This window comes from Gluconobacter sp. Dm-74, assembly GCF_018256135.1.
GTDB lineage: Bacteria > Pseudomonadota > Alphaproteobacteria > Acetobacterales > Acetobacteraceae > Gluconobacter > Gluconobacter cadivus.
The window spans coordinates 1-13177 of record NZ_JAERLX010000021.1 but is presented as its reverse complement, the minus strand read 5'-3'; the positions used below and the strand labels follow the sequence as shown (position 1 = coordinate 13177).

9 protein-coding genes and 2 pseudogenes are annotated in these 13177 nt (G+C 63.6%); 5 read left to right on the top strand and 6 right to left on the bottom strand.

Translation table 11 applies throughout. The annotated features are described in order from the left end of the window. Positions 1 to 1871 (bottom strand): Tn3 family transposase (locus tag JK208_RS15580; RefSeq protein ID WP_211497654.1); only part of this gene is annotated, 1871 nt, incomplete at its 3' end. Between the two features lie 125 nt (positions 1872 to 1996). Here JK208_RS15580 and JK208_RS15575 point away from each other — a divergent pair. From JK208_RS15575 to JK208_RS15560, 4 genes and pseudogenes are all read left to right on the top strand, one after another. Continuing rightward, positions 1997 to 2617 (top strand): recombinase family protein, encoded by a 621-nt coding sequence (locus JK208_RS15575; protein ID WP_008832583.1) that lies wholly within the window; start codon positions 1997 to 1999, stop codon positions 2615 to 2617. Then, a complete protein-coding gene (locus tag JK208_RS15570; protein WP_007686150.1) occupies positions 2614 to 3144 on the top strand; it encodes a GNAT family N-acetyltransferase in 531 nt (176 codons plus the stop codon). Before JK208_RS15575 ends, JK208_RS15570 begins: the two co-directional genes overlap by 4 nt. 64 nt (positions 3145 to 3208) lie before the next feature. Further along, positions 3209 to 5188, top strand: a pseudogene (locus tag JK208_RS15565) (DUF5710 domain-containing protein); the annotation flags it as partial. A gap of 290 nt (positions 5189 to 5478) precedes the next feature. Then, positions 5479 to 7332, top strand: a pseudogene (locus JK208_RS15560) (Tn3-like element IS1071 family transposase); the annotation flags it as partial. A 144-nt stretch (positions 7333 to 7476) separates the two neighbouring features. Here the strand turns inward: JK208_RS15560 and JK208_RS15555 are convergent. The 4 genes from JK208_RS15555 to JK208_RS15540 all read right to left on the bottom strand — a co-directional run bounded on the left by JK208_RS15555 (position 7477) and on the right by JK208_RS15540 (position 9421). Next, on the bottom strand, positions 7477 to 7857 hold the full coding sequence (locus tag JK208_RS15555; RefSeq protein ID WP_011655359.1) for a hypothetical protein: 381 nt from the start codon (positions 7855 to 7857) through the stop codon (positions 7477 to 7479). A gap of 85 nt (positions 7858 to 7942) precedes the next feature. Next, on the bottom strand, positions 7943 to 8440 hold the full coding sequence (locus JK208_RS15550) for an SAM-dependent methyltransferase (RefSeq protein ID WP_011655360.1): 498 nt from the start codon (positions 8438 to 8440) through the stop codon (positions 7943 to 7945). A 128-nt stretch (positions 8441 to 8568) separates the two neighbouring features. Continuing rightward, the gene (locus tag JK208_RS15545; RefSeq protein WP_019054813.1) at positions 8569 to 8835 is read right to left on the bottom strand and encodes a hypothetical protein; all 267 of its coding nucleotides are present in this window, start codon (positions 8833 to 8835) and stop codon (positions 8569 to 8571) included. A 10-nt stretch (positions 8836 to 8845) separates the two neighbouring features. Further along, complete coding sequence (locus JK208_RS15540) at positions 8846 to 9421, bottom strand: recombinase family protein (RefSeq protein WP_026150044.1); 576 nt, start codon at positions 9419 to 9421, stop codon at positions 8846 to 8848. 138 nt (positions 9422 to 9559) lie between these two features. Between JK208_RS15540 and JK208_RS15535 the strand changes: the two genes are divergently transcribed. Continuing rightward, positions 9560 to 12517: a Tn3 family transposase gene (locus JK208_RS15535; RefSeq protein ID WP_026150043.1), complete on the top strand. Its 2958-nt coding sequence runs from the start codon at positions 9560 to 9562 to the stop codon at positions 12515 to 12517. 37 nt (positions 12518 to 12554) lie between these two features. On the opposite strand, the gene pyrE is transcribed toward JK208_RS15535, so the two are convergent. Next, the gene (gene pyrE / locus JK208_RS15530; protein WP_048575104.1) at positions 12555 to 13073 is read right to left on the bottom strand and encodes an orotate phosphoribosyltransferase; all 519 of its coding nucleotides are present in this window, start codon (positions 13071 to 13073) and stop codon (positions 12555 to 12557) included. Positions 13074 to 13177 lie beyond the last annotated feature (104 nt).

Genomic DNA, 13177 nt, shown 5'->3' with positions numbered 1-13177 from the left:
CTGTGCGTGTTGGTCGCCGCCGCCATCTTGCGCAAACCGAGATTGACGCCTTCCGCCAGCAACACGTTCATCAGGCCGATCCGGTCGCTGCAGGGCGCGCCGGTGCGCAGATGCGTGAACGCCTCGGAAAATCCGGTTCGCTCATCGACTTCCAGCAACAGATCGGTGATCCTCGCGGGCGGGAGCTGTTGATAGAGATCGAGCACGAGATCCTCGGCCCCTTCGGGCGTGTCGGCCCTCAGCTTGTCGATGTGCAGCTTGCCGTTCTCGATGATGCCGCCTGGGATCGTGCCGGTTCGCGCCGCGCGGCCAAACTCCTTCAGCCGTGTATCCAGTCGAGCCCTGCGCTCGGCCAGCCATTCGCCGGGTCGCAGCGGCACGGCGAGCCGCGCGGTCTGCTCTATCGCCTGTGGCGGGACCAGAAGCTGCTTGAGGTCGCCATAGCGGCGCGATCCCGCCAACCATATGTCACCGGACCGGAAGGCGTCGCGGATGTGGAACAGCACCGCGATTTCCCAAAGCCGGTGGTCGCCGCTGGGCTCAGCGCGAAGATGACGATGCCATTTCGAGTTGGGACGTAGAAAATCCACCGGCGGATCGACCTTGATCCCGTTACGCAGCATCGCAACGGCCGCCAGAAGAGGCGTGGCGATCGGCGCCGCCTGCATGTCGAGCAGGCGCAGCATCCTGGGCGCGTAGAGGCGGAAACGGTGATAGCCGTCCAGCACACGGCTGAGCGGGTCGGCCGCGAGCACGTTGGTCAGCGCGGAGGCCGTGGCGACAAGGGTTCTGAACCGTTCCCAGCCAGGCCCGGTGGCGATTATCCCGTCCAGGGCCGTGCCATCGTCCTGCGCTCCAAGCAAAGCACCACCGATTTCGGCAAAGGACTTCAGCGTGTCCCGAACGGCCGCCTTTTCGTCGGCGATCCTGGTGTTGCAAAGGCGTTCGGAGGCCCGATAGAGACGGCCTACGATGCGATCGTGGGTCTCCACGATGACATCGGCCAGCGATGACCGCCATTCCAGGGTGCAGACAGCGAGGATCGCAAGCCGCCTGTCTTCGGGCAGATCACGCATGCCGTCGGCGTAATAGCGCTCGCCCTGCCGGCGAAGCCGGGTCACACGATGCGCCGGCACGCCGTCCAGCAAATCCGCCGGAAGATCGAACCTTTGAAGATATTCCAGTCGATCCATCAGCCGGTTAGCGGCTGCTGAATTTGCGCCAACCTCGAACTGTCGCAGCCATACGAAGCGCGTGACGCGACCATCCACCGTATCCTCCAACAGGTGAGCCAAATTCTCGCTCAGGGTTGGCGTGATGCGATGGGCGATAAGATCCTCGATCCGGCGCTCGGCCTCAACCAGCGCATCGGCGCAAAGGCGCTCGATCGTCGAGGAGCCGGGAAGGATCGTGCGGGTGCGGCGACACTCCGCAACGAAGCGACGGGCAAGATCCTCATTCGATGTCGCCGCCTCGGCTTCCCGAGCGATCCATTCGCGCAAATCCCGTGCGCCCCGCCCCGAAAAGGAGCGATAGCCGTAGATTCGGCGAAGGTCCGCCAGATGCTCGTGCCGGGTCTCCTCGCGCGCGGCATAGAGGAGTAGATCGTCGCTGGTCAGGCCGAGCTGGGCCGCGACGAAATCCGATACCTGCGCCGGGATCAACTCGCCAGGAGCGAGCACCCGGCCCGGGTAGCGCAGGACGCACAGTTGCAGCGCGAAGCCAAAACGATTGTGGGCGCGCCGGCGCTGGCGGATATGCCCGAGATCCTCATCGCTGAGGGTATAGTGCCGCAGCAGCTCACCTTGATCGACCGGCAAGTGAAGCAGCGCCTCGCGCTGTCGATCGGTCAGGGTCACGCGACGCGGCATACATGCTCCTTATTCTTTCCGAGCTACGGTTTGAGATAGCTTGATTGAGATGCTGGTTAAGATACACAATAGCCCAATCTTATGTGCTCATGTTCGTCACCGCCTCAAACCTTCGTTTGTGATCCATGCTGATCGGCTACGCCCGCGTGTCCAAAGCCGACGGCTCGCAGTCGCTCGACCTGCAGCACGATGCCCTTCGCGCTGCCGGTGTCGAGCCAGGCAATATCTATGATGATCGTGCATCCGGTAGCCGTGATGATCGCCCCGGTCTTGCCGCCTGCCTGAAATCGTTGCGCGACGGCGATGTCCTCATCGTTTGGAAGCTCGACCGGCTCGGCCGAACGCTCACCCACCTGGTCAGCACGGTGCAGAATCTGTCGGATCGCGGTATCGGTCTGCGGGTGCTCACCGGCAAGGGCGCGCAGATCGACACCACGACGCCATCGGGCCGGATGGTGTTCGGCATTTTTGCCACACTGGCGGAGTTTGAGCGGGATATGATCCGCGAGCGCACCATGGCTGGCCTGGCCGCTGCCCGCGCGCGGGGACGCAAGGGTGGCCGCAAGTTCGCCCTCTCCAAGGCCCAGGTGCGGCTCGCTCAGGCTGCTATGGCCCAACGCGACACGTCCGTTTCCGACCTCTGCAAGGAACTCGGGATCGAGCGCGTCACTCTCTACCGCTATGTCGGTCCCAACGGGGAACTCCGGGATTACGGTCAGCGCGTGCTTGCTGCCAAAACGCGATGATGATGACGGGAGCCCCGATCAAACTTACCCAAGCGGACGCCGCAGACGTTGCAGACCTGTACAACCGTTGCAGCGACTATTTCCTGTTGCAGGACGGGGCCGCGCCCACGCTGGACGATGCTCGCGAGCTTTTCTCCGATGTGCCGCCCGAAAAGAGCGCCCACAATCAAGCTGTCCTGGGATGGAAGGGGCCTGGCGGCCTATATGCAATCGCGGCCATCCTCCGCGATTATCCGCGTGATGGCACATGGTATCTCGGCTTCATGATCGTAGATGCCGCACAGCGTGGTCGTGGCGTCGGACGCTCAATTTACTCGACGGTCGAAAGCTGGGCCGCTGCGAGAGGTGCCACAGAGATTCGGTTGGCCGTGCTGGAAGCGAATGAAGCGGCAGAGCGATTTTGGCGTTCTCTCGGCTTCATTGAGTATCGGCGCGTTGGGCCAGACACCTTCAAAATGCGTAGCCATCGCCGGATAGAACTGAGCCGTCGCCTTTCTGGCGCGACCGTAGAAGGCAGCAACAAGTAAGATCTCGCGCCGGCTATCTGGGCGAGCTTGGCGTAGGATTCCGCCCCCTCCCGCAAACGCCCCCTTCCAGGTCTACGCGCGCAAGGCCGATGCGCAGTTCGGCGAGGACGCCTTTGCCTTCGTCGCCGGCACCCGCACCGAGGGCCAGGCCGAGGCTCTGGCCGAGCGCCTGCACCTGGTCGATGCGCTGGGCACCGACAACCAGCACGAGCGCGCCGCCAAGCTGGCCCGCGTGCAGGAAGAGCGTGTACGGCGCGACCCCAACGCGACCGAAGAGGACATTTCAGCCGCTAAAGAGGCACGCAAGACCGCCGAGGCGTCGGCCATGCTCAACGACAGCGACGCGCAGCGCCGCGCGGCCGAGCTGGAGCGCCAGGAACGCGAGCGGCAGCAGGCGCAGCCGCAGGCCGAGAAGCCCGAACGGCAGTACATCAACGTGCCGTACAAGGAGAAGGACGAGGCCAAGAGCCTCGGGGCGCGTTGGGATCGGCAGCAACAGTCCTGGTACGTGCCGCCGGGCACCGATGCCGCTCCCTTCGCCAAATGGGCGCAGGGAGCCGCTACAGCGGCCGTAGAGCCGCGTTCGGCCCAGCCGGCACCCGAAGCCCAGGGCGAGGCGCAGAAGCCCGCGCAGCAGGCCCAGCAGGCCCGCCAGTACCTGGCCGTGCCCTACGAGCAGCGCAACGCGGCCAAGGCCGCCGGCGCGCTTTGGGACAAGGCCGCGAAGTCCTGGTATGTCGGCCCGCGCGCCGACGCGGCGAAGCTCGAACGCTGGAAGCCCGAGAACGTGCAGGCCCAGCAAGGGCCAGCGATGACGCCAAGGGAAGAGTTCGCCGAGGCCATGCGCAGCGCCGGCCTGTTCACCGGCAGCAACGCCCAGGGCGATCACCCGATCATGGATGGCAAGCGGCACCGCGTGCCGGTCGAGGGCGGCAAGAAGGGCGCGCTCGATGGCTTCTACGTGGGCCACCTGGACGGGCACCCGGCCGGGCGGATCATCAACAACAAGACCGGCACGGACATTACCTGGAAGAGCAAGGGCTACGCCTTGAGCGACCAGGAGAAGGCCAAGCTCCAGGCCGAGGCGGCCGAGAAGCTGGCACAGCGAGCCGTCGAGCAGGACAAGGCCCAGGAGGCCACCGCGCAGCGCGTCGGTCGGCAGATGGCCGACCTCGTGCCCATCGAGCAGCCGACGCCCTACCTGCAAGCCAAAGGCATCCAGGCGCAGGCCGGCGTGATGACCGACCGCGAAGGCCAGAAGACCTACATCCCGGCCTTCGACGCAGAGGGCAAGCAATGGACGATGCAATACATCCAGGAGGACGGCACTAAGCGGTTCGCCAAGGACTCGAAGAAGGAAGGATGCTTCCACCCGGTCGGCGGCATGGACGCCCTGGCGGCCGCGCCGGCGCTGGTGATCTCGGAGGGCTACGCCACGGCGGCCCAGGTGGCCGAGGCCGTGGGCCACGCCACGGTCGCCGCCTTCGACAGCGGCAACCTTGAGGCCGTGGCGAAGGCGCTGCACGCCAAGTTCCCGGACAAGCCGGTCATCATCGCCGGCGACGACGACCGGCACCTGGTCATGACCCACGGCAACAACCCCGGCCGGGAGAAGGCCGAGGCGGCCGCCCAGGCCGTGGGCGGCAAGGCGATCTTCCCGATCTTCGCGCCGGCCGAGAACACCTACCCGCGCGACTTGCCCGCCATCACGCCCGACAGCTTCAAGACCCACCTGCGCGCCGAGCAGCGCCTTGCCGACGCCGCCGCCGGCAAGGTCGAGCTGGCCGGCGACGAGGCGGCCAAGCTCAAGGCGTCGATGTTGAGCGGCGCGCAGATCGCGGCGCTGTCCACGATGAAGCAGCACACCGACTTCAACGACTTGGCGCACAAGAGCGAGCTGGGCATCGAGGGCGTGAAGCGGCAGATCGGCGCGGCCATCAGCCAGGTGCAGCGCGACGAGCAGCAGCACCAGGAGCAGAAGCACGTCGAGAAAAAGCAACAGCAGATCGAGCAGCGCCCACGGCGGGCCGCTCGCATCGGATAAGTCGAAAAATCCGGCTAAAGTGGCCGAGCTGCACATCAGGCCGCGCGGTTTTCCTCCCTGATCGCCGGCGCGGTTTCTTCCTCCCTGAACCGCATGCAGACTTGCCGCCTCGGACACCCCGAGGCGGTTTTTTTTCGCCTCGCTCGGGGTCTCCTCGTTTTCAGTGCAATAAGTGACGGTACGCAAAGCTAGCACTGGCGCGGGGGTGGTCTGGGTAGACCGTTGATTTCATTGACTTTCCTGTTCGCTTTGTAAACGGGTATGGTGGCCTCCCACTTTTGAGGTTCACGATGCAGGGTTGGCACACAACGTTTTTGGGGATGCGTGGGCTCCCCCGCGATATCAGCGACTTCGAGATGAAGGCATTTTTCACCTTCGATGGTGCCGAGCGCGACGCAATCAATGCACGCCGAGGTGATTCCCACAAGCTTGGTCTGGCGCTCCATATTGGTTTCCTGCGCATGAGTGGGCGTTTGCTCGGTGCCTTTCGGGTAATTCCAGTAGCCTTGTGGCGCCACCTTGGCAACGAGCTTGGCATTGCAGCACCAGAAGTCGCCTCGCTGAGAGCCATGTATGAACGCGGGCGCACGCTATTCGATCACCAACAAGTAGCCTGCACGGTCCTTGGATTCCAGTGGATGAGCGAGCACCAGCGCCGCTCACTGGTACGTGAACTGCGCGACGAAGTGGCGCGCTGCGCCGACCGCGATCAGCTACTCGTGCGGGCGCGTCAATGGCTGTACAAGAACAAGCTGGTGATCGTGCACGAGCGGGCAATTCGGACACTGATTGCGGCGGCACTTGCCCAGCTTGAAGTTGAAACAGGCACCGCCATCGCCGCCAGCGTTGATCCAGCAACACTTGATCGCTGGCGAGCCTCAGTTTCAGAGCTGCGCCCAGATGGACAAACCCAGCAGAGTTGGCTATGGGCTGCACCGGCGAAACACTCAACCCGCCAAATCAGCGAGGTACTGGAGCGCATCGACCTGCTTTACACGCTGGACGTTCATAAGCACCTGGCAGACATCCCCGATCTCATCTTGCGCCGCTACGCGCGCCGACTTGTCTCCAGGCCGCCCTCAGCCGGAGCCAAGATCAAAGAGCCAGCGCGCACCGTGGAGGTCGCATGCTTTCTTCGGTATTGCCTGTTCACCACCACAGACCAGTTGATCCTTATGGTGCAGCGCCGGATCGCCGATCTGTGGCGTCAGGCTGCCGCCGATGTCCCCGCTACCGTCAATTGGGCCGCAATGTACAAAACGCTGCTCGGCGAACTTGTTGCCTTGAGCGCGCAAGGTGCGGTGCCAGATGCTGAGTTGCGTGCCCGTCTTGAAGCCTTGATCACCGAAACCCAGAAACGCAAACCACCGAGCAGGGCCTCCCTGGTCCGCGAGGGATTGATTGATGGAATTCGCCCCGTGCGGTCGTTGCTCGTCGCCATTGCAAAGCTGCCCTGGCAGGCCACCGGCGAGCATCCTGCCATCGAGTACCTTGCCAAGCTGCAAGCTTTATATCTCAAAGGATCCAGAAAGCTGCCAGTTGAAGTGGTGGCACCAAGTCTGGGAATGATCTGGCAGGTTTCGATCTCCAGCCCAGACCGGGAACGGGCGTTTCAGGCGTTGGAGGTGGCCACCCTGTTTGCCCTGCGCCGCGCGGTGCGCAATGGCTCGGTCTGGATTGAGCACAGCCTGAGCTTTCGGGGTCGTGCGCGCTTGTTCTTCACGGACGAGCGTTGGCAGGCAGAGTCCAAGAAACACTATGCCCGTCTATCGTTACCCAGCAAGGCTGCCACTTTCTTGAAGCCTTTGCTGGCCAGAGTAACTGCCGGTGTCGATGCGGTGGCCGCTGCAGCCCGCAGTGGCGTACTGCGCGTGGATGATGAACTCCATTTGTCGCCATTGCCCGCAGAGGACGAAGACCCAGAAGTGACCAAGCTGCGCGCGGCTTTGGATCACCGCATCGGTGAGGTTCAATTGCCGGAAGTGATTCTGGCCGTTGACGCCCAGGTGCGCTTTAGCTGGATCATGCTCGGACGTGAGCCGCGCTCTACCGACGAGCTGCTGATGGTCTATGCCGGCATCATGGCCCACGGCACCAGTCTGACTGCGGTCGAATGCGCGCGCATGATTCCGCAGCAGAAGGCGGCGCGGCAGTGCTGCCTCAACTTCGGGTGTCACGTCTGTGCTCCTTGAAGAAGCGGCGCCGTCGGTCTGTGCCGGCGGCGCCGCCTTGAGAGGTCGTCCGGCGCACCCACGATCAGCGGGTGCACCTGCTGCTTAGCGCTGACTTCAGCTCAGTTCGCCGCCGAAGCGCTGCACGCCCTTGCCGGTGGCAAAGTTGTGCAGTCCGAAGCTCGGGAAGGTGCCGCGCAGGCCTTCGAACTTGCCGGTGGAATCGACCACCTTGTGCATGACGGTGAGCGAGACCTCGTCGATGCCCGGCACCTGGATGCCTGTGGCGGTGTCGACCGTCGAGATGCGGCTGCCGTCGCGGCTCATGAATTCATGAACCATCGTGAAGCTCGCGCGGCCGTCGACGAACTTGATTTCACTGGTGGCCTTGGCCCAGATCGGGCCGTCGAAGTCACCGTCGCCGGTGGCCAGGAAGGTTTCGATATGCGGCAGGTATTGCACGGCGGCGAAAGCGCCGATGCTGAGGGGCTTGGACATGATGCACTCCTAGGTTGGTGTTGGCCTGATGAATAGGCCGCGGGGACGGACGCTGCCGACGCTCGTCACGCCGGCAGCACCGGGATCACTTGCTGTTGCTCAGGCGGAAGCTGATCACCTTGGCAGCGTCCGTCTTGGAAGCGTTGACGACCTGCGTGTCGGGTGCGCTCTTGGGCTGATAGAACGTTTGACCCGTCAGATAGACGATCGGCGCTTCACCGCGCACTTTGACGCTGACCGCACCCTTGTCGTCGTATTCGTGGCGGTATAGCTTGCCGCCGCGCCGGCTGTCCATCACGTAGGGCGGATCGGCGTAGACGAACTCGGAGCCGGTGAACTGGTGGGACTCCAGCCAGGCCACGGCGTCGCCGTGGTGCAGCTCCAGGCCGGGCACGTCGAGCTGCTGCCAGACCTCGATCACCTCGGGATCAACGTCGATGCCGACGCTGCGGGCAGCGGGCCGCTTGCGCTCCAGGATGTTGCCGCCGCCCAGGTGCGTTTCGATGTACGTGTCGTGAGGCGGGATGTTGTTGATGATCGTCTGGTAGACGCCGGCACCGCCCTTGCCGCCGGGGTATCTCATGGCCTTCTTCCTGGAGTAAATCGGGACTTGGCCAGTATCGTCAGAAATGGCGATGCTGTCAAGGGGTCACTGCACGAAAGTGAAGTTTACGTACGCTAGGATCGAACGAACGGCGAACACTGACGGTGCTAACGTCGGAAGGGTATGACGACAGCCTGGTCGAGGAAGGCGCGCATACCTTCTTCATCGACGGTCTGACGAAAAGCGGCATGCGCGGCATCATCAGTCGCGAACAGGTTGTCCCAGACCGTAGACGTTCCATACTCGTTTTCGACTTCGAGCGACCAGCTCGGCTCATTTTCCAACCGAATGATGTTCACTCTCACGGTGACGCCCTGCTCGGTGACGATACCAGACAGGCTCGAGGTAACGATGTTGGGATCGCGTTCGTTCATCACTCTTTCCTCATACTTTGACTGCGGTCTTGGCAGTGGTGCCTTCGAGAGCCTTGTAGAGCGCGGTTTTGCCAACCTTGAGGCGCGTGGCCGCCTCGCGGACAGTCAGCCCTGCCGCGATATGATCGCGCGCCTTGCGCAATTTGTCAGGCGTGATGACCGGACGTCGACCGCCAAGGCTCCCTCGTTCCCGTGCAGCCTTCAATCCGGCGTTGGTGCGCTCGCGGATTAGATCGCGCTCGAACTGGGCAAGCGAGCCGAAGATGTTGAACACCAGCATGCCGCCTGACGTGGTGGTGTCGATCTGCTCGGTAAGCGAGCGGAAGCCGACGCCGCGCGCGGCGAGTTCGCCAACCTTCTCGATCAGGTGGCTCATCGAGCGGCCAAGACGATCGAGCTTCCACACGACCAGTGTGTCGCCAGCGCGCAGATAGGCCAGTGCCTCGGCCAAGCCTGGCCGATCGGTCTTTGCGCCGGACGCATGGTCGTTGAACGTCCGCTCGCAACCGGCCGCGTTCAGCGCGTCGTGCTGGAGCGCCAGCTTCTGGTCGCCGGTCGATACTCGCGCATAGCCAATCAGCGCCACAGCCGGTCCCAATCTGTCCGTTTTCCCATCGATTTGCATTCTTGTCCGAATCGCCATCACGGGTCCAGAGTTGACGGACATATTCATGCTGGCCGCCAGAGGACCGTCTGACGGACAGAGCGAGAAAGGTCGTGGCACATGGCAAGGCGGCGGTTGCTGACACGCGAGGCGCTCGCCCCGCATTACGATCCGCCGACCGAAGAACGGGAAATCGCCCGTTACTTCACCCTCAGCCGTGAGGATCTCGATCTTGTCGGCGAACGCCGGGGAGCGTCGAGCCGGCTCGGGTTCGCACTGCTGCTGCTCTACATGCGTTGGCCAGGCCGAGTGTTGGAGGCGGGAGAGAGGCCGCCCGGTGCCATCCTCGCCTTTGTCGCCGATCAGATCGACGTGCCGACAACGGCGTTCGACGATTACGCCCGTCGCGATGAAACCCGGCGCGCACATCTCGCCGATCTCATGCAGCGGCTCGGCTATACCGCTTTCGACCGGAACCACTTTCGCGCGATCGTGGCGTTCGCGATGCCGGTCGCGCAGACTGCCGCCCAGCCTCTCCTGCTCGCTGGCACCGTGATCGACGAGTTGCGCCGACGGCGGGTGCTACTGCCACCATCGGCTGTCATCGAGGCGATCGTCAGACACGCGCGCCAACAGGCCGAACAACTCACCCATGCAATCCTGACCAACGGCATCGAGCCGGAAAAGCTGACGGCGCTGGACGCCTTGCTGACCCGGCGATCGGATCAGGGGACAACATGGCTGGCCTGGCTGCGCAATGCCCCGCAATCGCCGGCGCCGCGCAGCATCCTGCGGTTGCTTGAACGGCTCGATCATGTCCGCACGCTCGACCTCGACCCGGCGCGCGCCACCATGATACCGTCGGCAACCTTCGATCGACTGGCCGACGAGGCAGTGCGGATCACGCCGCAACATCTCGGCGAGCTGGCGGCCATGCGCCGCCACGCGACGCTCGCGACCGCAGCCATCCGGCTCGAGGAAAGCCTGACTGACGCCGCGCTCACCATGTTCGACAAGCTGCTTGGCAGCATGGTGCGCCGCGCAGAAAACCGGACGCGCGACAAGGCGATCAGGACCGTGCGCGAGATGCAGGGGCATTTGCGCACGCTAACAAATAGCTGCCGCGTGCTGATCGACGCGCACGCCAAGGGTATCGACTCCCTTGCGCGTATCGGCCCCTTCGACTGGGAACGGTTCGGCTCCGCTGTCGCCCAAGCGGAAGTCCTCGTCCGCCCCGAGACGATCGACCGCACGGCCGAACTGATCGAGCGGCATCGCACGGTGAAGCTGTTCGCCGGTCAATTCCTGCGGGCGTTCGCTTTTCGCGGTGCCGGACCGGTCCAGGGCATCCTCGATGCGCTCGCCATCATCGCTGATCTCTACCATACCGGCAAACGACGCCTGCCCGACAAGGTGCCGCTACGCTTCGTGTCGGCAGGCTGGCGACCCTTCGTGATCCGCGACGGCGTCGTCGATCGCGCAGCCTATGAACTCTGCGCGCTGTCCCAGCTTCGCGACCGGTTGCGGGCCGGCGATATCTGGGTGGCAGGCAGTCGGCAATTTCGAGACTTCGACAGCTATCTCATTCCGCCAGCCACCTTTGCAGCGTTGCGCGAGAAGGGGCCGCTCCCGCTCGCGATCGAGTCCGGATTCGATCAACATATTGGGGAGCGCCGTGAGCGCCTGGACCGCGCGATCGAACGGGTGACGGTACTGGCCAGGCAAGGTGAACTGCCCCAGGTCCGCCTCGATGAAAATGGTCTGATGATCTCGCCGCTGAAGGCGATCACGCCACCCGCCGCAGAGGTCGCGCGTCGCACCGCCTATGATCGTCTCCCTCGCGTGAAAATCACGGACATCCTGCTCGATGTCGATGCGTGGACCGGCTTCGGCGACTGTTTCACACACCGGCGCTCGGGCCGTCCTGCCGACGATCGCAACGCGCTGCTGACCGTGATCCTCGCCGATGGCATCAATCTCGGCCTGACCCGCATGGCGGACAGCTGCCGGGGCGCGAGCCTGCGCCAGCTCGCCCATCTGCATGACTGGCACATCAGCGAGGCTGCCTATGGCGAGGCGCTGGGGCGCTTGATCGACGCTCATCGCGCAATGCCGCTCGCTGGATTATGGGGCACCGGCGTCAGTTCATCGAGCGACGGGCAGCAATTTCATGCCGGCGGGCGCGGTGCCGCGATCGGCGATATCAACGCGCGCAACGGCAACGAACCCGGCGTGTCATTCTACACCCATATATCGGACCAGTATGACCCTTTCGGCTCGCGCGTGATCGCCGCGACCGCAGGCGAAGCACCCTATGTCCTCGATGGCTTGCTGTACCACCAGACCGGGCTATCGATCGAAGAGCATTATACCGATACGGGCGGCGCGTCCGACCATGTGTTCGGGCTGATGCCGTTCTTCGGCTACCGCTTCGCGCCCCGCCTACGCGATATCAAAGAGCGCCGCCTGCATCTCCTGCCCGGGCAGGAGGCGGGGCCGTTGCTCGCCGGCATGGTCGGCGATCCGATCGCGTACGACCATGCAGCTGCGCATTGGGACGAACTGCTGCGGCTTGCCACCTCGATCCGGACCGGGACCGTCACCGCCTCGGCGATGCTGCGCAAGCTGTGCGCCTATCCGCGCCAGAACGGCCTGGCACTGGCATTACGCGAAGTCGGGCGGCTCGAACGCTCGATCTTCATGCTCGACTGGTTGCAGGATATCAATCTGCGCAGGCGAACCCAGGCCGGGCTGAATAAGGGCGAGGCGCGCAACGCGCTCGCCCGCGCATTGTTCTTCAACCAGCTCGGCGAGCTGCGCGACCGTCGGTTCGAAAACCAGTCCTATCGCGCCTCCGGTCTCAACCTGCTGGTCGCCGCGATCATCCTGTGGAACACCCGCTATCTCGAACAGGCATTGGCGGACATGAACACGTCGGACGACATTGCCCGCCATATCGCGCCGCTGGGTTGGGAGCATATCGCGCTCACCGGCGACTATAGCTGGGAGCGGGACGATCGGCCGGCACCGCATCAGCTGAGGCAGCTTCGCATTTCACCATCACTTCTTGCCGCGTGATATGATCCGGGGATGGGAATTGCCGACCCGCGCCCATTCAGGCGAGCAGGTCATCCATCGTCATGGCAGCCGAGACAGGAAGATCGGGCAACGCTGCAATCCTGGGAAGTCCATCACCACGCCAGATCGCACAGACTACACCTATGACCGTTGCCCCAGCCTCTGTTACGAGCCGGGTAGCGTCCGCGACCGCACCGCCAGTCGTGATAACATCCTCAATGAGCACCACGCGCTTGCCTGAAACGTCGCCCCCTTCGACCGCTAGGCAAGTGCCGTAGTCCTTCGGTGCTTTCCGAACGAACGCGGCGGGCATTCCTGTGGCAAGCGACAACGCCGTTGCTATCGGCACACCCCCAAGTTCCAGTCCGGCAAGGATTTCTGCGTTGGCGGGGATCAATGGGATCATCTCCGCGGCCACCCTGCTCAGAAGATCAGGCCGAGCTTCAAATCGGTATTTGTCGAAATATGTAGATGATAGCTGTCCAGACCGCAGCCGGAACGTTCCTTCCAAGGCAGAGGCAGCGTTGATGTCGGCGGCTAGGGTCGGGTCGATCATGCGTACGTCTTGCCATAAGCAAACGGCCGCTTCCCATCACTTTTTGCCGTTCGTTTTCTGTTCTCGCCTAGCGTACGTAAAACTCACTTTCGTGTGGTGACCCC